The sequence below is a fragment of the Pseudophaeobacter leonis genome (assembly GCF_002087335.1).
Taxonomy (GTDB): domain Bacteria; phylum Pseudomonadota; class Alphaproteobacteria; order Rhodobacterales; family Rhodobacteraceae; genus Pseudophaeobacter; species Pseudophaeobacter leonis.
Genome location: NZ_MWVJ01000033.1, coordinates 15016 through 37943, shown reverse-complemented (window position 1 = coordinate 37943; position 22928 = coordinate 15016). Strand labels below are relative to the sequence as shown.

General features: G+C 59.2%; 21 protein-coding genes, 1 tRNA gene and 5 pseudogenes. 15 read left to right on the top strand and 12 right to left on the bottom strand.

The annotated features are described in order from the left end of the window. Positions 1–5: 5 nt before the first annotated feature. The 5 genes and pseudogenes from B4968_RS08650 to B4968_RS08635 all read right to left on the bottom strand — a co-directional run bounded on the left by B4968_RS08650 (position 6) and on the right by B4968_RS08635 (position 4673). Positions 6–368, bottom strand: a complete 363-nt coding sequence (locus B4968_RS08650) for a hypothetical protein (RefSeq protein ID WP_083098245.1) — start codon at positions 366–368, stop codon at positions 6–8. A gap of 251 nt (positions 369–619) precedes the next feature. Beyond that, positions 620–1805: pseudogene (locus B4968_RS08645) on the bottom strand (vWA domain-containing protein). A gap of 20 nt (positions 1806–1825) precedes the next feature. Continuing rightward, entirely contained in the window at positions 1826–1993 is a 168-nt protein-coding gene (locus tag B4968_RS23705) for a hypothetical protein (protein ID WP_162843567.1), read from the bottom strand. Positions 1994–2035: 42 nt separating this feature from the next. After that, positions 2036–3433, bottom strand: a complete 1398-nt coding sequence (locus B4968_RS08640) for a DUF2927 domain-containing protein (RefSeq protein WP_083098417.1) — start codon at positions 3431–3433, stop codon at positions 2036–2038. A 400-nt stretch (positions 3434–3833) separates the two neighbouring features. Next, complete coding sequence (locus tag B4968_RS08635) at positions 3834–4673, bottom strand: AAA family ATPase (protein ID WP_083098244.1); 840 nt, start codon at positions 4671–4673, stop codon at positions 3834–3836. A gap of 186 nt (positions 4674–4859) precedes the next feature. Between B4968_RS08635 and dksA the strand changes: the two genes are divergently transcribed. Together dksA and B4968_RS08625 are read left to right on the top strand one after the other, a co-directional pair. After that, a complete protein-coding gene (gene dksA / locus B4968_RS08630; protein WP_083098415.1) occupies positions 4860–5282 on the top strand; it encodes an RNA polymerase-binding protein DksA in 423 nt (140 codons plus the stop codon). A 98-nt stretch (positions 5283–5380) separates the two neighbouring features. After that, entirely contained in the window at positions 5381–6553 is a 1173-nt protein-coding gene (locus B4968_RS08625; protein ID WP_083098242.1) for an FAD-dependent monooxygenase, read from the top strand. Between the two features lie 329 nt (positions 6554–6882). On the opposite strand, the gene xth is transcribed toward B4968_RS08625, so the two are convergent. Continuing rightward, entirely contained in the window at positions 6883–7689 is an 807-nt protein-coding gene (gene xth, locus B4968_RS08620; protein WP_083098241.1) for an exodeoxyribonuclease III, read from the bottom strand. A gap of 366 nt (positions 7690–8055) precedes the next feature. Between xth and B4968_RS08615 the strand changes: the two genes are divergently transcribed. From B4968_RS08615 to B4968_RS08605, 4 genes and pseudogenes are all read left to right on the top strand, one after another. Further along, complete coding sequence (locus B4968_RS08615) at positions 8056–8361, top strand: DUF6749 family protein (RefSeq protein WP_139792665.1); 306 nt, start codon at positions 8056–8058, stop codon at positions 8359–8361. A gap of 119 nt (positions 8362–8480) precedes the next feature. Further along, a pseudogene (locus B4968_RS08610) lies at positions 8481–9302 on the top strand (DUF6902 family protein); the annotation flags it as partial. Between the two features lie 22 nt (positions 9303–9324). Next, positions 9325–9681, top strand: coding sequence for a DUF6902 family protein (locus B4968_RS26110; protein WP_420916496.1), 357 nt, complete (start codon positions 9325–9327; stop codon positions 9679–9681). Positions 9682–9686: 5 nt separating this feature from the next. Further along, positions 9687–10496 (top strand): DMT family transporter, encoded by an 810-nt coding sequence (locus B4968_RS08605; RefSeq protein WP_338153233.1) that lies wholly within the window; start codon positions 9687–9689, stop codon positions 10494–10496. Between the two features lie 268 nt (positions 10497–10764). Here B4968_RS08605 and B4968_RS08600 read toward each other — a convergent pair whose 3' ends face one another. Beyond that, positions 10765–11082: a HesB/IscA family protein gene (locus B4968_RS08600; RefSeq protein ID WP_083098238.1), complete on the bottom strand. Its 318-nt coding sequence runs from the start codon at positions 11080–11082 to the stop codon at positions 10765–10767. Positions 11083–11189: 107 nt separating this feature from the next. On the opposite strand from B4968_RS08600, the pseudogene B4968_RS08595 reads away from it, so the two are divergent. The 9 genes and pseudogenes from B4968_RS08595 to B4968_RS08560 all read left to right on the top strand — a co-directional run bounded on the left by B4968_RS08595 (position 11190) and on the right by B4968_RS08560 (position 19350). Further along, positions 11190–12341, top strand: a pseudogene (locus B4968_RS08595) (deoxyguanosinetriphosphate triphosphohydrolase). 225 nt (positions 12342–12566) lie between these two features. Continuing rightward, a complete protein-coding gene (locus tag B4968_RS08590; RefSeq protein ID WP_241525645.1) occupies positions 12567–12821 on the top strand; it encodes a YciI family protein in 255 nt (84 codons plus the stop codon). Positions 12822–13035: 214 nt separating this feature from the next. Beyond that, positions 13036–14782: pseudogene (argS, locus tag B4968_RS08585) on the top strand (arginine--tRNA ligase); the annotation flags it as partial. A gap of 363 nt (positions 14783–15145) precedes the next feature. Then, positions 15146–15676 carry a hypothetical protein gene (locus B4968_RS24280; protein WP_241525644.1) on the top strand — a complete coding sequence of 177 codons (531 nt, stop codon included), beginning with the start codon at positions 15146–15148 and terminating at the stop codon, positions 15674–15676. Then, the gene (locus tag B4968_RS24275) at positions 15676–16539 is read left to right on the top strand and encodes an SPOR domain-containing protein (protein ID WP_241525643.1); all 864 of its coding nucleotides are present in this window, start codon (positions 15676–15678) and stop codon (positions 16537–16539) included. Before B4968_RS24280 ends, B4968_RS24275 begins: the two co-directional genes overlap by 1 nt. Further along, the gene (gene nagZ, locus B4968_RS08575) at positions 16539–17543 is read left to right on the top strand and encodes a beta-N-acetylhexosaminidase (protein WP_083098236.1); all 1005 of its coding nucleotides are present in this window, start codon (positions 16539–16541) and stop codon (positions 17541–17543) included. Before B4968_RS24275 ends, nagZ begins: the two co-directional genes overlap by 1 nt. Continuing rightward, positions 17536–18333 (top strand): segregation and condensation protein A, encoded by a 798-nt coding sequence (locus B4968_RS08570; RefSeq protein WP_083098235.1) that lies wholly within the window; start codon positions 17536–17538, stop codon positions 18331–18333. Before nagZ ends, B4968_RS08570 begins: the two co-directional genes overlap by 8 nt. Further along, a pseudogene (scpB, locus tag B4968_RS08565) lies at positions 18330–19008 on the top strand (SMC-Scp complex subunit ScpB). The gene B4968_RS08570 and the pseudogene scpB overlap by 4 nt, the downstream one beginning before the upstream one ends. 111 nt (positions 19009–19119) lie before the next feature. Further along, positions 19120–19350 (top strand): hypothetical protein, encoded by a 231-nt coding sequence (locus B4968_RS08560; protein ID WP_162843566.1) that lies wholly within the window; start codon positions 19120–19122, stop codon positions 19348–19350. Between the two features lie 219 nt (positions 19351–19569). On the opposite strand, the gene B4968_RS08555 is transcribed toward B4968_RS08560, so the two are convergent. The 5 genes from B4968_RS08555 to ihfA all read right to left on the bottom strand — a co-directional run bounded on the left by B4968_RS08555 (position 19570) and on the right by ihfA (position 22840). Continuing rightward, entirely contained in the window at positions 19570–20649 is a 1080-nt protein-coding gene (locus tag B4968_RS08555) for a 2'-deoxycytidine 5'-triphosphate deaminase (RefSeq protein ID WP_083098233.1), read from the bottom strand. A 134-nt stretch (positions 20650–20783) separates the two neighbouring features. Next, positions 20784–20860 (bottom strand) — tRNA-Pro (locus B4968_RS08550). 76 nt (positions 20861–20936) lie between these two features. Further along, positions 20937–21167 carry a hypothetical protein gene (locus B4968_RS08545; protein ID WP_083098232.1) on the bottom strand — a complete coding sequence of 77 codons (231 nt, stop codon included), beginning with the start codon at positions 21165–21167 and terminating at the stop codon, positions 20937–20939. A 7-nt stretch (positions 21168–21174) separates the two neighbouring features. Then, a complete protein-coding gene (locus tag B4968_RS25175; RefSeq protein WP_083098230.1) occupies positions 21175–22458 on the bottom strand; it encodes a MerR family transcriptional regulator in 1284 nt (427 codons plus the stop codon). Positions 22459–22537: 79 nt separating this feature from the next. Then, positions 22538–22840, bottom strand: coding sequence for an integration host factor subunit alpha (gene ihfA / locus B4968_RS08535; protein ID WP_083098229.1), 303 nt, complete (start codon positions 22838–22840; stop codon positions 22538–22540). Positions 22841–22928 lie beyond the last annotated feature (88 nt).

Sequence of the window (22928 nt, the reverse complement as noted above, 5' to 3'; positions counted from 1 at the left end):
GACTATCAGCCCGTCCAGATTGCCGCTCCGGCGTATTTGGCCAGATGGCTGGTGTAGGCGCGGCGGGTGGCCAGACCGGTCAGGGAATCGTGGCGCGCAATGCGTTGCGCCTCCAGTTCTGCCAGATCGCGCTCTTTTACTGTGCGTGACAGCGTTTTTGCGTGCAGGAAAAGGTAGCAAAGCAAGGCAGCCAAAACATTCAGGCTCAGGACTGCAATCTCATCAAGTGCCCAGTTTTCATGGGCGCGGCTAAAGTCATAGAACCTCTCGAACAACTCCAACTCAGCGCTGATACGAAAGCAGATGAGTGTTGCTACGACAAAGGTGAGCTCTAGCTTCAGCTGCCTGAGACGGTCAAAAAAGCGCAAAATTACGAGCCCCCAAAATCTGTTTAGAAGCTTTTCGTAGCAGAGAGACTTCTAAGATTAAGTTGATGATTTGCGAGCTTTTTTAGATGTTTGCAGGTTTTTGGCGCCAGTAAAAATACCGCCGCTACAGCCGCGTCATGGCCCCTAAAAACTGCGCCCCAGTAGCTGGCCTTTAAGACTGGGCCTTCAAGACGAGGCTCTCAAGACTGGGCCTTTAAAACTGGCCCCTCACGGTGCTGGGTAAAGATTCGCTACCTCGTGAGGTCACGCATGCCGCGCTCCAGCCCGTCGAGGGTCATGGGAACCATCCGGTCTTCAAAAATCTCGCGCACCATGCCTATGGACTGGGCGTAGTCCCAATGGGTTTGCGGCACCGGGTTGATCCAGAGATGCGATTTCCACTGCTGCCGCGCGCGCTCAAGCCAGACCTGGCCTGCTTCTTTGTTCCAGTGCTCGTTGGCGCCGCCGGGATAGGCGATCTCATAAGGGGACATCGACGCGTCGCCAACAAAGATACATTTGTAGTCGGGCCCATAGGTGCGCAGGACCTCGTGCGTCGACATCTGGGCGTCCCAGCGGCGCCGGTTGTCGCGCCAGACGCCCTCATAGAGACAGTTGTGAAAGTAAAAATATTCCAGATGTTTGAATTCGGTGCGGGCGGCCGAGAACAGTTCTTCCACCACCTTGATATGCGGATCCATCGAGCCTCCTACATCGAGAAACAACAGCACCTTTACGGCATTGTGACGCTCGGGGCGGGTTTTGACATCCAGATAGCCATGCTCTGCCGTTTAACGGAGGGTGTTGTCGAGATCCAGCTCTTCGTGGGCACCTTCACGGACCCAGCGGCGCAGGCGTTTCAGCGCCACCTTGATGTTGCGGGTGCCCAGCTCAACATCGCCATCGAGATTACGGAACTCGCGTTTGTCCCAGACCTTGACGGCGCGCTGATGGCGGCTTTCTTTCTGGCCAATCCGCACCCCTTCGGGGTTATAGCCATAGGCGCCAAAGGGCGAAGTGCCGCCGGTGCCAACCCATTTGTTGCCGCCCTGATGCCGCCCCTTTTGGTTACTCAAGCCGCTGTTTCAGAGTCTCCATCAGCTTGTCAAAGCCGCCCAGGGCTTCGATCTCGGCCTTTTCCTCGGCGGTCATGTGCTTTTCAGCCATTTTGCGCAGCCATTCTTCGGGAATGTCTACGGCCTCCATCACGGCGGAATTGGGGATCGCTTCCAGCCCCTTAAAGGTGGCGGCAAAGGCGCGGTCGAATTTGTCTATATTGCGCTCATCCTTGACCATGGCGGCGCGGGCCAAAAAGTAGAACGCCTCGATGTCATAGGTCACCAGGCCCTTTTTCATCCCCTCAAGGAACGTAAGATATTCCCGCAGCGAGACCGGGATTGCGGCCCCGCGCAGATTTTCAAAAAAGGGCTGAAACATGGCGTGTCTCCTGCGAGGGTTTAGGCCAGTACGCGATGGATCACGATGGTGGCGATGACCCCGACAATACCAAAGGCGATGGCATAGACCGCGCCATATTGCAGCATATCGGCGATATTGCCGCCACGTTTTCGCGCCTGAAAGACACCAAGAAGGACACCGAGCAGCACTGCGCCAATTACGATCATGTTTTATCCGCCTGTTTTCGCGCGTTTGTTAGTTGGTCATTGTCAGTTGGTAGAGGGGCGCAGATCTGCGACTTCCCGCATCTTGGATTGCACCGCCCATTCCGGGCCAAATCCGTAGCGCGCCCATCCAAGGCTGTCCAGCCTGACCGTATTGGCAGTGGCAAATTGGCCCAGCAGATCCAGGGCTTCGGCCTTGATCAACAGCGAGGTTGCCAGCAGCGCAGCATTTTCATGGCGCATCGCCACGGGCAGGACCGGGTTTATCTGTTGCAGGGCAGCTTCTCCGTTGCCGAGGGCGATCTCATAGGCGGCCATGCGCGGACGAATGATCGCCTGGTGCAGATCACTGCCTGGCGACTGGCGGAGAAAACTGAGCGCGGTTTGAAAGTGGCGTTGGGCCCGTTCCGGCTCATCCGCCTGGATCATGCGTCCCAACACATAGTGGCTATAGGCCCGGCGGTGGTCGGACCACCCAAGGTCCCGGGCCAGTGCTACAGCCTGATTAGCAGCGCGTTTGCGGCCGTTGAGGCTGCTGCCGGGACCAAGGGCGGCCTCAATTGCATTGATCCAGCTGCGCGGCGTTGCGGGCAGGGGGCGCGAGGCAATGCGCGTGCCCGCCGGATTTAGCCGCGCCAAAAGCCCTGGCAGCACTGCCGCGACCTCGCGTCGCCTCATGCCGATGCGCAGTTCAGGCGCATAGCTGGCGCGCAAAACCAACATGTCAAACCCGGTGAGCACCGTGTGGACATTGTCATCATTAAAGACGGAATCGGACAGTCGATAGAGATCATTCAGCGGGCCAATCGCCTGCGCCAGCTCCTCGTGCAGGCAATCGCGGGCTTCCTGCGGGCTCACATCTATCGGAATAAACACGGCGAGCCTGTCGCGGCTGCGCAGCTGGGACCAATCGGTATCCGGGCTGCGCCGTTTACGCCGCAAGTCAGCCAGTGAGTCGACATTGGGCACGACAAAACACGCCGCCTGTGGCAGCGCCCGCTGGATTTCACGGCTGGTGACCGCCTGCAGGGTGATCTCGGCCGGGCCAGAGCTGACCGGTTGAATGTTGATGTCGGCCTCATTTTTGAGCCGCGCCAGGATACGGTTGAGGTCCTGCATAAACCCGGTGCTGGGCGTGCCGGTCACGCGCACCCGTATCGGGCGCTCAAAGCGGGTAAACACCGGCAGCACAGTGCCGCCTTCAAGGCTAAAGTGGAGGTCGAGAAAATCCCGGGCAATATCGCGGTTCGAGCGTTGTGGCGGCAGCGGTCTTGGCGTCGAAAAGGACTTGGCCGGGGGCAGGCTGTTGCGGGCGAGTGCTGCCCGGCTGGCCGGGGTCTGGTTTTCCGGAAAGCCAGAGGCGGCCACAGAGGCGGCCACAAGCACAGCTATGCCTAGCCGGGTTGCGGCGCGACCAAATCGGCCCAGGGTGGCAATAAACATGGCGGCACTCACCATGGCGCGCGTCCATTGGGGGCTTTGCAGCGGCCACATTGCGCCGCGCCCCAGGCGGCTGGTTTCTGGGTCATGCCTGAAACTGCAATCCGGTCTGGTGCAGCTGTTGGGTCGTCTTGAAACTCTACGGGCATCTCAGGGGCTCCAAAACGGCTCAAAAATTGGCCCGAAAACACCCGAGCAATAGATCGTTCCCAAATGATAGGACAAGAGGGGGGGGATTTGAAGAGACGGCAGCAGCTGCAAGAAACAGGTTGGTTGTTCTGGCAACGGTTCGCGTCAAACCTCGGCGTGGCATGTCGTGTCGTGCTGGGCGCGGCGTTGTCAGGTCAGCCAAGACTGACTGGGCTGACCTGACAACAGAGTAGGGCTGTGCTCTGCGCGGGTGCTAGCGGCGGCCGCGCGCCATAAAGGCAAGGCGTTCAAAGAGATGCACGTCTTGTTCGTTTTTCAACAGAGCGCCGTGCAGTTTTGGCCAGGCATCCGCCCCATTGCGCGCCAGATCCTCCGGGCTCAGATCTTCGGCCAGCAACAGTTTGAGCCAGTCCAGAACCTCGGAGGTCGAGGGCTTTTTCTTGAGGCCGGCCGTGTCGCGGATTTCATAGAACTGGGTCAGCGCCGTCGTCAGCAAAGCCTCTTTGATGTCAGGGTGATGCACGGCCACGATCTTTTTCATGGTCTCGGCATCCGGGAACTGGATGTAGTGAAAGAAGCAGCGGCGCAAAAAGGCGTCTGGCAGCTCTTTTTCGTTGTTCGAGGTGATGATCATGATGGGACGGTTCACTGCCCGGACCGTCTCGCCGGTTTCATAGACGTGGAACTCCATCTTATCGAGTTCCTGCAAGAGATCATTGGGGAATTCAATGTCGGCCTTGTCGATCTCGTCGATCAGTAGCACGACCTTCTCACCGGCTTCAAAGGCCTCCCAGAGCTTGCCCTTTTTGATGTAGTTCCTCACATCATGCACGCGCTCTTCGCCAAGCTGGCTGTCGCGGAGCCGGCTGACCGCATCGTACTCATAGAGGCCTTGCTGGGCGCGGGTGGTGGATTTTACATTCCACTCGATCATGCGCAGCCCCAGGGCATCAGCCACTTGACGCGCCAGCTCTGTCTTGCCGGTTCCCGGCTCGCCCTTGACCAGAAGCGGACGCTCCAGCGTCACGGCAGCATTGACCGCGATCTTTAGATCATCGGTGGCGACATAGTCTTTAGTCCCTTGGAATTGCATAAGTAATACTGTTCCCCTGGTTGCAGTCTTGCGATCTGGCGCATTTAGCACGGTTTTAACCCGGTCTGTTTACTATTGTGTAGTGACAATCGGCTTGTCAGAAGATAAACGCAGCGGCATGGGGAGCCAGGACGTATGGCAAAAATAGAAGACACATACAGAATGGACGATACCGAAGGAGCCGAAATGAAACAAGAAATGTTTCTGCCGGAAGACTACCGTCCGGCCGAAGACGAACCTTTCATGAATGATCGGCAGCTTGAGTATTTCCGTCGTAAGCTTCTGAACTGGAAGCAGGATTTGCTCGCTGAAAGCCGTGATACCATTGAGGGGTTGCAAGATATTACTCGTAACATTCCTGATGTCGCTGACCGCGCCAGCGAAGAAACTGACCGGGCACTGGAGTTGCGGACGCGGGACCGCCAGCGCAAATTGGTTTCCAAAATTGACTCTGCGATCCGCCGGATTGATGAGGGGGAATACGGCTACTGTGAAGTGACCGGTGAGCCGATTTCCCTAAAACGGTTGGATGCACGGCCCAATGCCACAATGAGCCTTGAGGCGCAGGAACGTCATGAGCGGCGCGAAAAAGTGCATCGCGACGACTGACAGTGCCAAGATTCAGGTGAAAAACAACGACGCCGGGGCCTGTTGCTCCGGCGTTTTTCGTTTATGCACAGCTGAACAGCGCAACGCAGCAGGGCTTGATGACACTGAAACACCTCAATATCACGATTGGTGGCGCCGGGATTGGCGGCCTGTCGGCGGCTTTGATTTTGCAGCGCAAAGGCGCGCAGGTCACAGTGCTGGAGCAAGCCGAAGCCGTGTCGGAAGTTGGCGCCGGGCTGCAGATCTCGCCCAACGGGGTGGCTGTGCTCAAAGCGCTTGATCTGGGCGATGCTCTGGCCTGGGCCTCGCAGCGCGCCCGCGCGGTTGTCTTGCGCTCTTATCAGCAGGGTCGCGAAGTGGTGCGCCTGGATCTGGAGCAATATGCAGGGGATCTGAGATTCTATTTTGTGCATCGGGCCGATTTGATCCGAATTTTGGTTGATTCGGCGCGCGATGCAGGTGTTCAGGTGCGGTTGCTGCAAAAGGTGCAAAGCGTGGGTTATGCGCCAAAGCCGGTGGTGCATCTTGCCAACGGGGCGCAGTGTGGTGGCGATTTGGTGATTGGGGCGGATGGGCTGCACTCAAAGACGCGTAGGGCGCTGAATGAAGTGGGCCAGCCCGCGTTTACCGGGCAGGTGGCCTGGCGGGCGATTGTGCCCAATCACGCAAACCTGCCTGCTGAGGCACAGGTCTTTATGGGCCCCGGGCAACATCTGGTGGCCTATCCGCTGCGCGATGGCTCATTGGTCAATCTTGTCGCCGTGCAGGAGCGCCGCGCCTGGGCGGAGGAAGGCTGGCATACAGCCGACGACCCAGAAAACATGAGACGTGCCTTTGCGCGCTTTGGAGGCGAGGCGCATCAGCTTTTGTCACAGGTGCGCGACTGTGCGCTCTGGGGGTTGTTTCGTCATCCGGTGGCGCCCCATTGGCACCGCGGCGCTGTCGCGATTTTGGGCGATGCTGCGCATCCAACACTGCCCTTTATGGCGCAGGGCGGCAATTTGGCATTGGAAGATGCTTGGGTGCTGGCGCATGCGCTAGAGGCGAGCCGTCACGATATACCCGCAGCACTGGCCGCGTATCAGGACCGTCGCAGAGCGCGTGCTGTAAAGGTCGTGGATGCGGCCAGTCGCAATGCCTGGAAGTATCATTTGCGCGCGCCTCTGAGTTGGCCTGCGCATCAAATCCTGAAACTGGGCGGGCATTTTGCGCCTCAGCGGATGGTCGAGCAGTTTGACTGGATCTATCGCCATGATGTGACGGCATCATAGGACACGCTGGCTGATTTGCTACTTTTTCTCAGGGGGCTGGATTTTGGCGCCTTTCCGTTGGGGTCTCAATCCAGGGTTTGGGGGTGTGGAGGTCTATTTTGGCTGTTTCTACCTAGGTCTCATGACTGGCTTTGAGGCGAGGTGGCGCTCCCGCCCGGAGTTGGGCCTTTACAGGCCCATCCTCCCGTTGGGCATAGCGCCGCGCCTTGCGCGGCGTGCGAGCCTGGACAGCCGGTGCGCAACAAAGTTACCTGGGAGCGCAGGGCTACCTCAGAGCACAGGAGCGGGGGCAGGAGGGGGAAATTGCGCAGGAGCCTTTTTGCACAGGATCAGATGTCCAGCTCGACCCAGATCGGTACATGGTCTGAGGGCTTGTCACGGCCGCGGATCTCTTTGTCGATCTGGCAGTCCAGCAATAGGTCTGCGGCCTGCGGGCTGAGCAGAAAGTGGTCGATGCGAATGCCGTCATCCTTGTTCCAGGCTCCGGCCTGGTAGTCCCAAAAAGAATAGTGGCCGGGGCCCTGATGGCGCGCCCGAAAGGCCTCGGTAAAGCCCAGGTTGACAATGCGCTGATAGGCGGCGCGGCTTTCGGGGCGGTGCAGTGCATCCTCGATCCATGCTTCGGGCCGCTTTGCATCCTCGGCCTGCGGGATAATATTGTAATCACCGGCCATCAGAGCCGGCATTTCGCTTTTCAGCAGCGCCTGAGCACGGGCTTTCAGGCGCTCCATCCAGGCCAGTTTATAGGCGTATTTGCCACCAGCAACGGGGCTTCCATCCGGGTTGAGTTCAACCGGGTTGCCATTTGGCAGGTAGAGGCCGCAGATGCGCAGCGCCTGCTTGCCCACAACCGTAGCCTCGATCCAGCGCGCCTGGAGGTCGTCGTCGTCCCCCGGCAGGCCACGGCTCACATCCTCCAGCGGAAGTTTTGACAGAATGGCGACCCCGTTAAAGCCTTTTTGCCCGTGGGTTTCGACGTTGTACCCACGGTCTTCAAAAAGCGCGCGCGGAAAGGCTTCGTCCACGGATTTGACTTCCTGCAGCACGACAACATCGGGCTGCGCCTCGTCGAGCCATTGCGGCAGGGCGGCGGCGCGCGCCTTGATACCGTTGATGTTAAAGCTGGCGATTTTCATTAAGCGTCTCCTGCCACGGCGATTGTGATGCTGAGGCTGATCTATCGCTGAATAGTCGCGGTGGAGCAAGGGGGCGACTGTTTTTGCGAATCAAAGGTGAGAATTACGCCCCGGCTAACCGAGGTTTTGCATCCGTAGTCTATGCAACCTGCGGGAGCTTGCCTTGCTTTGCGTTTGCAGGGCTGTGGATAAGGGGGGATAGGGTCTGGGGATTGAATTAGTTATTTGAAAAGTAACATGTAAATATGGATAAAAGTTAAGGTTGGTAATTCCTGTATAGCAGCCATGGGTTGAAAATTTCTATTTTAAGGGGTGTTTGGTCATGCAAGCGTCTTGGGGTGACTGTTGAAATCTATGGAGGTTCCCATGACTGCTTTGTTAAAGTCCCAAACCGCTAGTGTTGTTGTTGCTCAGGTTGATGCTGAGGCCGGGGCGCACAGCCTGTTTCACGGCGATGGGGTTGAGCTCTATTCTTCTGGATCGGCGCCGCAGATGAGCGACAGCTGGACAGGTGAGGGCACGATGCTGTTTTCCTCGGGCTCGGCACCTCAGGCGAGAGGGGACCAATCGGCGGGCGCGCTGGTGGAGCTGTTCTCTTCCGGCTCCTCCCCGGCAACAGCCGCAGGCGTTGAGACCGGCGAATGCGTCGGCCTGTTTTCTTCCGGCAGCTAAGGCCCGGCAGCTAAGATCTCGGCGCGCGCCACAAAGGTTGGCGCGCGCCATGCCCGCCCCAGTTGGCATGCCCTGTAAAAGGCGGGGATGAGCACAGAAAACATGAAGAGAAGGCAGAAATGGCGCAGATCCTGAGGTTTCCAAACAAAAATGAGCCACAAAGCCGCGCGCAGACCTATGGCCGGTTGATTGCTGCCTTTGCCCAGGGGCGCCGCGACCAAAAGGATGTCTTCTGGCTCAAGGAAAACGCCGAGCTGCTGAATATTCTGCACTGCACAGGCGCGCTGCACGGCGCACCGCTTTTGCTCAGTGAGACCGCCCTTGCACCGCTGCGCGCGTTCTACGCAGGGGCTGCGCGGCATCTGTGTTTCTTTCGCCAATACTACCGGTTTATCCTCTCCATCTGCATGGATCTTGAGGATCTTGGCCTGGTTGGGGATGGCGTTGGGCATGGCCGCCCACATTCAGGGTTTGGGTCTGGGATGTCTCAGATGGGTCAGGTGCCGAGCGAAGCTTTGGCCCAATGGGTGCACCAGCAGGATCTTCCGGCTCATGAGCTGTCGGATCTGCAACGGGCAGAGGCCCGTCGGTTGCTGGCGCGTCGTGGGGTGGAGCTGGAGGTCCCGGGGCTCAATGAGCGGCTACACCGGTTTATGGACGCCACGGCCCAGTTCGCTTTACCCAACCGCAAGGCGGCCTATGAGCTGACGCATATCGTGTTCTATCTGAGCGACTATGGACGGTGTGATCCGGGACTTTCGCCTGCGGCGAGGCAAAGCCTCAACCATGTTGGAACGCTGGCATTTTTGGACCGCGACGCGGATCTGTTGTCTGAGGTCTGCATTGCCTTGCGGTATAGCGGACAGACCCCCTCAGAGCTCTGGGAGGCCTGGTTGCTGAACCATCACCGGGGTTTTGCGCTTTTGGCTGACGAGGTTCAGAGCGCGCCGCAGCTCGCTCAGGATGACTATCACATGTTTCTTGTTCAGCAATTGGCATCAGGCGCTGCGGGTTGGCCCGGCCTTCCAACATGCGGTTCCGGAGGGGGCATTGCGGTTTCAGGCCCCGGTGCAACAGGGGATTTTGCACAGCCTCTCGCAGGCGGTGTTTTCCGTCGGGGACACTGCCGCAGACTGGGCAACAGACTCGGCAGCAGACTGGCAGTCTCTGCGCTCTCGGGTTGCGGCCGAGCTATCTGAGGCCGACAATGCGCTCCTTGGCGCGGCAGAGCAAAGCTGCATGGATTTCGAAGTTTTCTTTGAAGGGTTTGCGCGTCTGGGCACAATTGGAGCTGAGCCTGCGCAGGCCGCGAGAAGATGATCCAGATGTCCAAACCGCTGGTTGGGGCATTAATGGTGGTTGTCTACACCGGTGTTATTTCTTCGGCGGATGGCATCACAAAATTGCTTGCGGGCAGCTATGAGGCGGCCCAGATTTATGCGCTTTCCGGTGCCGTGATTGCGGTTTTGTCGGTCTTGGTCTGCTGGTGCCACAAGATCTGGCCTATAGAGCGTTCAGGGCATCAGGGGGATGGCAAGCCTGATGCGGGAGGCGGCGTTTGGCGCACAAAATGTCCGGGCGCCATGGCCCTGCGCAGTTTGGCGACGTTGCTTGCCGCCTCGTGTTTCTTTTATGCGTTCCGCCTGCTGCCCTTTGCGCAGGTTTTTTTGTTTATCGGGCTGATGCCGCTGATGGCTGGCGCTTTGTCGGGCGTCATCCTGCGCGAACGGATCAGGCCGTCGGCCTGGATCGCACTGGTGGTGGGGTTTGTCGGAGTACTGTTCCTGTTCCCCGGTGGTGTGTCTTCGATCTCTGCTGGGCATTTTTTTGCTCTGATGGCTGCGGGTCTTGGGACGCTTTCGATGATTATGGCCCGCTACATCAGCCGGTTTGACAGCGATCTTTTGCCACAGGTTTTCTATCCTAATCTGGCCCTGTGCCTGGCCATGTTGCCGCTGTTGCCGCTGGTCTGGCAGCCGATGCCCATTGGGGATCTGGCCTGGGCACTGTCCTATGCGGCCTTGCTTTTTGCCGCGCGTTGGCTGGCGGTTGCGGCCCTGCGCCTGTTGCCTGCCTATGTGGTGATGCCCCTGATGAACCTGCAATTCATCTGGTGCTGTCGATTGGGGCGGTGATCTTTGGCGATGCCGCCAAAGCAGGGAACCTGGATTGGCGGCATCATTGTGATCGCGTCCGGGCTGTTCCTGCTAAAGGGGCAGGTGTTGCCAGCGACACCCCACCGGCGCATCTTTCGGCGCGCTCGGACAGAGGAGGCATCGCGCCGCGACCCTGTGCTTGAACGCGATCCCGTGCTTGAAAGCGGGTAGGCGGGCGGCGATAGCACAGAGGCTCACCGGCCCGTGCGGACCCTTGCTACCCGGTCCGAGCCGACCCTTGCTACATCTAAAAAGAGGTGCCGCAGCCGCAGCTGGAGGAGGCATTGGGGTTCTCGATGGTGAAACGCGCGCCAATCAGCTCTTCGCTAAAGTCGATCACCGCGTTTTCCAGAAACGGCAGTGAAATGCTATCAAACACCACCTTTTCGCCCTGTTTTTCGAGCACAAGATCGTCGTCCTTTGGTGCGTCCAGTGCGATTTCGTATTGAAAGCCCGAACAGCCCCCGCCCTCAACGGCGATACGCAGCGCCTGGCCCTGCGTCGCAGCACCAATTTCAGTCAGGCGGGCAAAGGCCCGATCGGTTACTTTTGGTGGCAGGTGCATATGGTCTCTCCCAATGCTGTATTGCAGTGCTGTCCATTATATAGAAAGGTGCGGCCAATACGACAAGATTTCATGACGACAAGATTTCGTGGGGAGAAAGATTAGTGTTGCATGCCTCTTATGCCACCAAACCGGATCAAAGCCGGGGTCGGCTGATCTGCGAGGAGGAAAGCAGCTTTCCTCCCCCTATCAGCGCGACCGGGATCGGATCATCCATGCCAGTGCCTTTCGCCGCCTGAAACATAAGACCCAGGTCTTTGTTGAACATGAGGGCGACAATTTCCGCACCCGCCTGACGCATTCAATCGAGGTGGGGCAGGTCGGCCGCACCATTGCGGCTGCGCTGGGTCTTAATCAAGAGCTGACTGAGGTCTGTGGCGCTGGTACATGATCTGGGGCACACGCCCTTTGGTCATACCGGAGAGGACGCGCTGCATGCGCTGATGGCGCCTTACGGGGGCTTTGATCACAATGCCCAGGCCATCCGCATTGTTACCTGCCTTGAACGTCACTATGCCGAGTTTGATGGCTTGAACCTCACCTGGGAAACCCTTGAAGCGATTGCCAAACATAACGGGCCTGTGCTGGGCGAGTTGCCCTGGGCGCTGGCGGAATGTAACGCCGCGATGGATCTTGAGTTGCACACGCATGCCAGCGCCGAAGCACAGGTTGCCGCTCTGTCGGATGATATCGCCTATAACAATCACGACCTGCACGACGGGCTGCGTGCGGGGCTGTTTCGGGATGACGAGATCACCCACCTGCCAATAATAGGCGCGGCCTACGCTGAGGTTGACCGCAAGTATCCCGGTCTCGATCCCCTGCGCCGCCGCCATGAGGCGCTGCGCCGGGTTTTTGGCGTTATGGTCGCAGACGTGATCGACACGTCGCGCCAGGCCCTGACTGAGAGCGGCGTTCAAAGCGTCGAAGAGGTGCGGGCACTGGGGCGGCCTGTGGTAGTCTTTTCACCAGATTTGTGGCGGGATCTGAAGGAAATCCGCGCCTTTTTGTTCCGTCGCATGTACCGCGCCCCCTCGGTGATGGAGGTGCGGGTCCGCATGGCGCGCGTGGTCGAAGCGCTTTTCCCCTATTTTCTGGCCAATCCTTTGCAGATGCCAGAGCGCTGGCATGAAGAGATCAAGGCCGCGGAAGGTGACGTCGCATTGGCGCGCATTATCTCGGACTACATTGCGGGCATGACCGACCGGTTTGCGCTGCAACAGTATGAACAGCTCAAGCAGGCGGGACTGATCGCCTAAGCCTCCAGAGGGAATACTGGCGGAGGGCTGTTGGCGCAGTCTTGTCACAGGGTGTCTTGGCACTGGCTGACTTGGCACTGGCAGTAACGCTGATGAAAACTGGCCCTATGATGGCACGTGCCTTGGCTTTTTCTATGGGGCGAGCGCGAACAACAGGTCAGACATCACTATGATACAGAACTTGCTATGAGGCAGTGGACCGTAAGCTTTCAGGATGCGCCGGAGATGACCCGGATCCGGGCAGATAAGGCCCGTCGAGTGGCCCATATCGCCTTTGTGCGGGCGCAGCCGCACCTGCAGATCGGGGGCGCACTGGCGATGCGCCCGATGCAGGACTTCCCGGCTGCCATCTGGAATGTCTCAGCTGAAAGCCGGACAGATGTCGAGCGGCTGATTATATCTGATCCCTACTATGTCGCCTCTTTGCGCCGCTATAAGATCACAGAGTGGGACGCTGTAGCGGTCGGCCAAACCGTATAGTTAGCCACTGCTGCATTGGAGAGTTACCGGTCCAGCTGCCTCAGCGGCGCTGGGAACAGATAGCAGCCTTGGGTAAAATTCTGGCAGCACCGATGGATCTGCTTTATGGCTGGAACGGCCGCAGGGGCGCGCCAGACGCAAAGTGACGCATAGAAAGGTTGACCCTTGGGCTAGGCATGATAAGCCGCAAAGCCGAACCAATGGGACGCCAGAGATGAACCTTTTTTCCGATATCCGCTCGCTTGTGATCGACAGCCTCACTGCAATGACCGCTGAAGGCGCGCTGCCTGAGGGGCTGGATTTTGCCAATGTGGCCGTCGAGCCACCACGCGATGCCGCGCATGGGGATATGGCGACCAATGCGGCCATGGTGCTGGCAAAACCCGCCAAGATGAAGCCGCGTGACATTGCCGTGGCTCTGGCTGCAAGGCTGGATGCGGACGCGCGCATCACCTCGGCTGAGGTGGCTGGCCCCGGGTTCCTCAACCTGCGTCTGGCGCCTGCCGTCTGGCAGGGGGTGCTGGGGGCGGTTCTGCAGGCGGGGCTTGACTTTGGCCGTGCGGGTCTGGGGCAGGGCAAGACAGTCAACGTCGAGTATGTCTCGGCAAATCCCACCGGTCCCTTGCATGTGGGCCATACCCGTGGCGCGGTTTTTGGCGACGCACTTGCCTCGCTGCTGGCCTACGCCGGCTATGAGGTTACCCGCGAGTATTACATCAACGATGGTGGCGGTCAGGTGGATGTTCTGGCGCGCTCAGTCTACCTGCGCTACCTGGAGGCCCACGGCCAGGAGGTTGCTTTTGCCGATGGCACCTATCCCGGTGACTATCTGGTGCCTGTCGGACAGGCCCTCAAGGACAAGGTTGGGGATGCCTATGTTGGTAAGCCCGAGGAGGTCTGGCTGGCAGAGATCCGGGAATTCTCAACGGATGCAATGATGGATCTGATCCGGGCTGACCTCGCTCTGTTGGGCATCGAGATGGATGTTTTCTACTCGGAAAAATCCCTCTACGGCACCGGCCGGATTGAGGCGGCGCTTGCATCTTTGGAAAGCAAGGGGTTGATCTATCAGGGCGTTCTTGAGCCGCCAAAGGGCAAAAAGCCTGACGATTGGGAGCCACGCGAGCAGACGTTGTTCAAATCCACCGATCACGGAGACGATGTGGATCGGGCGGTGAAAAAATCGGATGGCGCCTGGACCTATTTTGCACCCGATATTTGCCTATCACTATGACAAGATCAGCCGTGGCTTTGATGAGCTGATTGATGTTTTTGGCGCCGACCATGGTGGCTATGTCAAACGGATGAAGGCTGCTGTCTCGGCACTGTCCGATGGCAAGGTACCGCTGGATATCAAGCTGTGCCAGCTGGTAAAGCTGTTCAAGGACGGCCAGGAATTCAAGATGTCGAAACGGGCGGGGACCTTTGTCACCCTGCGCGATGTGGTTGAGGCTGTGGGCGCGGATGTCACCCGCTTTATGCTGCTGACCCGCAAGAACGACCAGGGGTTTGATTTCGATCTCGACAAAGCGCTGGAGCAATCAAAGGACAACCCGGTTTTCTACGTGCAATACGCCAATGCCCGGATTTGTTCCACGCTGCGCAAGGCGGCGGAGGTCGGATTTGAGACCAGTGATACGGTCCTGCAAGGCGCTGATCTCAGGCTGAGATCAGCCATCCGGCGCAGCTGGCTGTGTTGCAGAAACTGGCAGAATGGCCGCGCCAGGTCGAAATTGCTGCCCGCAGCAACGAGCCGCACCGGATCGCCTTTTACCTCTATGATCTCGCATCCGAGCTGCACACGCTGTACCATCTTGGGAAGGCAGAAACTGGTTTACTATTTGTTAACGAGAGCAGCGAATCGGCAACACATGCCAATTTGGCGCTGGCGCGCAGCGTTTCCATTGTTATTTCCGCAGGGCTTGGTATTCTTGGCGTCAAACCCGGCGCAAGAGATGCGAAAACAAAACCGCCACACCGCCGGACTGAGGCGGTTCAAGAGACCCAAAAGCAGCCAGCGAGAGTGATCTCGTCTGGTGCTGCGGGCAGTGAGGCGGATTATGGCGTATTTTGCGCAGGCGGGCGCCGGTCAGGCCAATTCCAATGGTGTCACCCGCAACGAGGGCGCCAATGATCAATATGCGCAGCCGCAGGCGCCAGACCCACAGCCGCAGGCGCCAGGCCAGCGGGCGGGCGGGCCACGAGTGACAGTGCAGCCACATTTGGCTGTTCGGACTGCTTTTCCCGCTCACTCTCATTCGGATCCGCGACCCCAGTCTCCTGTGTCGCCTTCTCCTCAGGTTAGGTCGAACAGTCTCTTCCCTGTGGAAGGTCCGGACTTGCACGCCAACTACCGGCCAAGCGTTCTGGAGGGAGACGCGGATCAGGACGTCGCCGTCTCGGTCTCCTTTTCAAATCCAGGCCCGACTGCCGAGGCTGTTCAAAAACCAAAATTGCAGGACTACGTCAGCGAAGACTACGCCGTGCCCGGCATCGGGGCACAGAGTTATGGTGTGTCGTCCAGCGATGCCGCATTTGGCGCTCAGGGGTTTGCGGCGCAAAGCTACCCTGATCAGAACTTTGCTGATCAGACGTATGCTGATCAAGAGTATGAAGCCGCCAATGACGCCTATCAGAACACGGCGGCGACTGCGTCGCAGGGGTTGGCCTATGGCGCGGCACAGCAGCATAGCTATGGCTATGAGGCTGAGCCAACTGAAGACTACGGCTATGACGACACGAGCTATCCGGCGCCGCTTGCCCGTTCTGGCGTGGCACGGGCGGCCAGCCTTTTGGGCGCGGTTGCCTCCCTTGCGATTGTCGTTGGGATTGGGGCCGGGGATATAGTTTGGTGATGCGCGATGTCAGCGGTGTTCCGGTCGTGCGCGCGGTTGATGGCCCAATGCGGGCGCAGCCTGCAAATCCGGGCGGCAGTCAGGCGGACCATCAGGGGCTGGCCGTGAACTCTGTGGCAGCCAACGGCGCTGCCGAAGCACCGGCTGACCGGCTGACCCTGGCACCGCAACCCATTGAACTGGCGGAAGATGACAAGCCGATGTCCCGTCTGGCGATACCAATGGACGATTTTCAGCCCCAGGTGATCAACCAGGGGGCCGCGCAGACGGCGCAGGTCTCTGAGGCATCGGTGGCGGCCTATCGCAACGGCGATATTGACGCCTTGGTGGCAGAACTCACCGATGGGATTGAACCGTTGGGAGAAAGAGCGAGACCGGTTGCTGCGACCCCGCTGGCGCAGGCGCCTGCCATCGTCCAGCCGACACCGCTTGTACCGATCGAAATTGCCGCTGTCAGCGCGGCTTCCGCCCCGGTCTCTGCCCTGCGCAGCGCGCCAGGTATCAAAATCTCACTGCGGCCCAATCTGCGTCCGGCGCGTTTCAGCTCTGCTGTGGCGCAGCCTGCTGCGGGCGCAGCTCGGGCGACTCTTGAGGCCGACCCCAATAATCTGCCTGCCGGGACACGCCTGGCCCAGCTTGGCGCCTATGAAAGTGCAGAAGTCGCACGCGCAGAATGGGATCGGATCTATGCCCGGTTTGAGGACTACCTTGAGGGTAAGACCCGGGTGCAGCGCGCCGAAAGTGGCGGCCGGACGTTTTATCGTTTGCGTGCCATGGGGTTCGCCGGGCTGTCGGACGCACGTCGGTTCTGCTCCACATTGGTGGCCAGCAATGCGGATTGCATCCCGGTCACCACGCGCTGATGGCGATTGGGGCGACCATTCTCGATGCCGAAGGGCTACGGCTGACCGCAGCTGAAAAGGCATTTTTTCGCGACGCCAACCCTTTTGGCTTTATCCTTTTTGCCCGCAATATCGCCAGTGCGGATCAGGTTCGCAACCTGTGCGCCGAGCTGCGGGAGACGGTCGGGCGTCAATGCCTGATCACCATTGATCAGGAGGGCGGACGGGTGCAGCGCCTGCGCAGCCCGCTGGCGCGTGAGTGGATGTCACCGCTGGAGCATGTGGCCACAGCCGGGGAGCAGGCGGCACGGGCGCTATATCTGCGGTATCGGCTGATTGCGCAGGAATTGTATGATCTGGGTGTCGACAGCAACTGCGCGCCGGTTGCGGATCTGCTGTCACCTGTCACCCATCCGTTTTTGCAAAACCGCTGCTACGGCGACAGTGTTGAGCAGGTAACAGAGCTGGCCCGCGCGGTTGCTCAGGCGCATCTTGATGGCGGCGTGTTACCGGTGCTGAAGCACATGCCCGGACATGGACGGGCCACTGCAGATAGCCACAAGGATCTGCCGCATGTGGCGACGGCATTGCCCGAGCTTGTAGCGCAGGATTTTGCGGTGTTCCAGAACCTGAATGACCTGCCGCTCGGCATGACAGCGCATCTGGTTTATGAGGCGCTGGATCGCCAGCCAGCCACCGTATCAGCAAAGGTCATGGCGATGATCCGGCGCGATATTGGCTTTGACGGGCTGATCATGAGCGATGATATCTCCATGAAGGCCCTGCAGGGCACGCCAGCGGAAAATGCCGCTGCTGCCCGCCGCGCAGGCTGCGATCTGGTGCTCTATTGCAATGCCAGCCTGGAGGACCGTCGCGCCGTGGCCGAGGCCGCCGGAGAGATGGATGCAGCCGGGCTTGTCCGGGCCGAGGTCGCTTTGGCCCAAAGGCTTTCTCCCAAGGCGCTTGACACAAGAGGCGCTGAGGCCGAACTTGACGCCCTGATGGGCGGAAAGGTCTATGTCTGAGCAGAACCTGTTTCACGAGGTCACCTCGCAGTCGGTCGAAGAGAGGCTGGCGGCCGAGGCCCTGATCGTTGATGTCGACGGCTTTGAAGGGCCGCTCGATCTGTTGTTGAGCCTGTCACGCACCCAAAAGGTCGATCTGCGGCGTATTTCGGTGCTGGAGCTGGCCCGTCAGTATCTGACCTTTGTGGAGCACGCCAAGGAACTGCGGATTGAACTGGCAGCCGACTATCTGGTTATGGCGGCCTGGCTGGCCTATCTGAAATCGCGCCTGCTGCTGCCGCCGGACCCCTCCGAGGAGGGCCCGTCAGGGGCAGAACTGGCCGCACATCTGGCCTTTCAGCTTGAGCGGTTGCAGGCGATGCGCGATGCTGCCGCCCGTCTGATGGGACGGGATCAAATGGGGCGAAATTTCTTTGCCCGCGGTCAGAACGAAGACATTCAGCGTATTCGCACCGTGACCTATTCTGCCAATCTTCTTGATCTGATGCAGGGCTATGCCCGGATCCGCACCAAGGATGATTTCCGGCCTTTTGTAATGGACCGCGACAGCGTCTTTACGATGGAAGAGGCACTGGAGCGGATGCGCGCCCTCCTTGGTTTTACGGGGGATTGGACAGATATGTTGAGCTACCTGCCTGATGGCTGGCACAAGGACCCGGTCAAGCGGCGCTCGGCCACGGCGGCGACCTTTGCCGCCTCCTTGCAACTGGTCAAGGAAGGGCGGCTTGAGATTCGCCAAAATGAGGATTTTGCGCCTATTCAGCTGCGCAGCCTGGACGGGGACAGATGACGGATATTCACAGCGCGACGCCACCCGGCGCACAGCAGAGCGACAGCGACAGCCTGTTTGACGCACCACCAATGGCCGAACAGGAACGTATGGTCGAAGCGGTGCTGTTTGCCAGCTCGACCCCGGTGACGCTGCGGGATCTGGAGAGCCGGATGCCGCATGGCTGCAATCCGGGTGAAGCGGTGGAACATCTGCGCAAACGCTACGAGGGACGTGGCGTGCGGGTGGTGCGGGTCGGTGACGCCTGGGCCATGCGCACCGCACCCGACCTTGGGTTTTTGATGCAAAAAGAGATTGTTGAGACCCGCAAGCTGAGCCGTGCCGCGATTGAGACGCTGGCAATCATCGCCTATCATCAGCCAGTGACCCGCACCGAGATTGAGGAAATTCGCGGTGTTTCAGTGTCGCGCGGCACAGTGGATCAGCTTTTGGAGATGGAATGGGTCCGCATCGGTCGGCGGCGGATGACACCGGGGCGTCCGGTGACCTTTGTGGTGACACCGGTGTTTCTTGACCATTTCGGACTAGAGAGCGCCCGCGACCTGCCCGGTCTGAAAGAGCTGCGTGCGGCGGGTCTTTTGGAAAACAGACCGCCTCCGGGATCTCTGCCACTGGGGCAGGGCGGCGGATGACGATGACGAGGTCGGTGATCAGCCCGAACTGTTTGGAGACTGAAAACACTGATCGCTGCTAGTAAGGCGCGGTCAAGGAATTGCCCGATTTTGCTGCTAGGGTTTTTCAGAGCCCAGTGATGCAGCCGGGAATGACGGATGTTGGAGAGCAATAATGAACCTTGATATGATCCTGAAAATGGTGATGCGTCGCCTCCTGGGCAAAGCCGTCAATGCCGGGGTGGACGCTGGTCTTGGCGCATTTTCAGGGAGCAAACGGCGCAGGTCTGCACAGGCAGGCCAGATGGGCAACGCGGTTGAAACCGAAGCAGAGACTGAGGCCCGCGCCGAGCGGGAGCGCATTCGCGCAATCAGACAGGCGCGTCGGGCAAAACGGAACCAATAGAGGCAGGCCTCAGGCTCAGCATGGATTCCAGTGCTTCCAGCAGGCGCAGGATTGCGCGGGCGCGCCCGGCCGCTCGCCAGACCACTAAAGGCAAGCGTTGCACCCGCAGCTATGTGAGGCTTTCAACCCATCTGGAGCGGGCTTTGCAGGCAGATCCTGCCCTGTCACATTCTGGCCTGAAGGTTTGCTAGCCCCGAGGTTTGTTAGCCAGATGACTTGTTAGCCAGGTGACTTGAAGTGTTTTGAGAGTTTCAGCCCCTGGCCCTGATAATTGGAGGCAATACCGGCGCCATAGAGCTGTTCTGGCAGCTCTGCCATGCGTTCATAGACCAGACGCCCCACCACCTGCCCATGTTCCAGCACAAAGGGCGCCTCGTGACAGCGGACTTCCAGCACGCCGCGTGATCCGGTGCCACCGGCGGCATCATGGCCAAATCCGGGATCAAAAAACCCTGCATAATGCACCCGGAATTCTCCGACCATGGCCAGATAGGGCGCCATTTCGGCGGCATAGGCGGGCGGGATTTGGACGGCTTCGCGGCTGACCAGAATGTAAAAGGCACCGGGGTCGAGAATGATTCGGCCAGAGGTGCTGCGCACTTCCTCCCAGTAATCCTGCGGATCATAGGCGCCGATCCGTTCCAGATCGATGACGCCAGTGTGCGGCTTGGCGCGATAGCCAACCAGATCTGACCCTGGCAGGCGCAAATCGACAGAGAACCCCAGCCCATCCTCAATGACAGCCGTGCCATCCACCAACGGGCTTTTGGCGTGCAGCTCTGCGAGTTCAGTGTCGCTCAGTACCGCCTGGCCGGCGCGGAAACGGATCTGGTTCAGGCGCATGCCGGGGCGCACCAGCACAGAGAAAGAACGCGGGCAAATCTCGGCATAAAGCGGTCCGGTATAGCCGGGTTTGATCCGGTCAAACTCCACGCCGCCATCTGTAATGGTGCGGGTCAGCAGGTCGAGGCGACCGGTTGAGCTCTTTGCATTCGCCACCGCCGAGATACCCTGTGGCAGCGCCAGCCCCTCCATCAGGGGCACAAGGTAGACGCAGCCCTTTTCCAGCACGGCGCCCTCGGACAGATCAATGCGGTGCATCTCAAATTCGCTGATGCGATCTGCGACGCTGCAGGCTTTGCCAGCCAGGAATGAGGCGCGCACCCGATAGGCGACGCTGCCCAGACGCAGGTCAAGACTGGCGGGCTGTATCTGGCCATCGATCAGGGGAGAGGACAGGGTGATCTCACCGCGTTCCAACATTTTTTCAATGGCTTGGCTAGGTAGAACGCCTGTCATGATCCATCTTCCTCTGCGTCGGGGCTATTGGCATTTCCGACCGATACCACCTCTTTGGTGATTTGGCAAAACCTGTGAAAAGGACGGCTAAAATGCAAAAAACCGCCTGAGTGAATTTCACTCAGGCGGTTTTTTGGTCGGGCTAGCAGGACTCGAACCTGCGACCTTCCGTCCCCCAGACGGACGCGCTACCAGGCTGCGCCATAGCCCGTTGATGACGGGTTCTACTGTATTTCCGGGCGGGAGCAAGGGGGTAATCCCAGTTTTTTTCTATCGCGGTGAATATTTTAACGCGCAGTCAGCAGTGCACGCAATTCAGCGGCGCAATTGGCCACGTCTGCCTGAATATGCGTGGGCAGAACCGTGGTTTGATCGAGCAGCGACAGGATGCTTTGCGACCAGTCGGGCTGCGCTGAAGTTTCGGCCTCGTTGATCTCGGCAATTTCTGGCGTCTCTGCCTCTGGCGACTCTGGGGGCGCGGCAGCATCCGGCTGTGCTGCCAGATCAGAGGTCTCCACTGTCGGCTCAGCTCCCGGCCTCAGGCAATGGGTCCTCAGGCATTGGGTCCTCAGGCGATGGGTCCTCAGGCAATGGGTCCTCAGGCATTGGATCCTCAGGCGATGGATCCTCAGGCATTGGATCCTTAGGCATTGGATCCTCAGGCGACGGATTCGCGGGGAAGGGTGAGACCGCAGAGGGGTCTTCGGCCATCGGGCTCTGATCAGGCTCTGTGCTGGCCAGAGGATCGTCGCTGGTGGTGAGCTGCTGTGTCTCCAGGTCATCCGGCGGCGAGACTGCTAAGTCGGCGAAAGCAGTTTCTGGCGGCGTGTTCTGCGCATCGTTTGGCTGCGCGGCCTCTTCGACGGGGGCGATGTCAGCATCTGACATGTCCAGTTCGGGCATGATGTCGGGCATGCCACCTTCTGACATCTCATCTTGAGACGGCGTTGAGGCAGCCGCTGCGTGTTCATCAACTGAATCTTCTGGTGCGGCAGCAACAGGAGCGTCAAGCTCCATATGCATCTGTGCCGGGGCTGCTGAGATAGGGTCGTCTGCGACAGGTTCAGCGGCTGCGTGTTCTGCAGGATCGCTTGCGGCAATGAGATCAGGTTCGGATCCAGCTGACGTCACCCCGGCCTGATCATCCGGCTCTGCGACAGAAAGATCTGCCTGAGGTATTTCTGCGCTGGCGGCCGGCACAGAGGGCGTGGTCTCTTCGGTAGAGGCGGGGGGCTGCGTCTCTGCAGCAACGGCACCAGCACCAGCGCCGGGCGTGGCGGGGCTCTCCTGCCAGGCCACAGGCTCGCTTGGCGTCTCCTGGGCTGCGGCCTCTTGCGACGGATCTGCTTTTGTTGTTGCAGGCGTTGATAAAAGAGCGGCAGCAGCAGGGTCGAGAGGCAGGCTTTCATTCAGGGGCGCAGAGCCTTCCGAGGCGGTCTCGTCGGGGGATGCATAGGCGGGTTTGGGTTCGGCGCCGCCTGATTTTTTGCTTGCCGCCCGCGTGGAGCTGCGATGCGCGGGGGGGCCGTCCGCATCCAGATCGTGCGACAGCTGACTAACATGTCCAACACCAAGGTCGCGCAGGATCGTCTGAACTTCCTTGATCGACAGGCCGTCTTCATGCAGCAGTTTTTGAATTCCGCCCAACAACAGCATATCGGCAGGGCGATAATAGCGCCGCCCACCAGCCCGTTTTACGGGTTTGATCTGAGAGAACTTACTTTCCCAAAAGCGCAGAACATGCGCCTGCACGCCGAGCCAGTCCGCGACTTCGCTGATGGTGCGAAAGGCGTCCGCTGATTTTGACATCTGGTTGGTTCCGTTGATCTTGCTCCGGGAGAAGCATTTCTATGGTTTTCAACCCCGTTGCCGGGGCTGAGCAGGGCCGCTATTTGCGGTTTCCGTCTGCCACCCGATCTTTCATCAGATGCGAGGGGCGGAAGGTCAGCACGCGGCGGGGCTGGATCGGGACTTCCTCACCGGTCTTTGGATTGCGGCCAACGCGTGCAGATTTGTCGCGCACACTAAAGGTGCCAAACGACGAGATTTTAACCTGCTCGCCCTGCACAAGGGCATCGGACATGTGTTGCAACATGCTCTCTACCAGTTGTGCGCTTTCGTTTCGAGACAGGCCAACCTCGCGGAAGACAGCTTCGCTCAGATCCATGCGTGTTAGAGTTTTTTCGCCCATGCTAATCCCCATTGTTTGTCAAAGCATAGGGGTAGGGGAATTTCCCTGTCAATATCAATGAATTGCAGGGGGGCTTGTTTCACGGCCA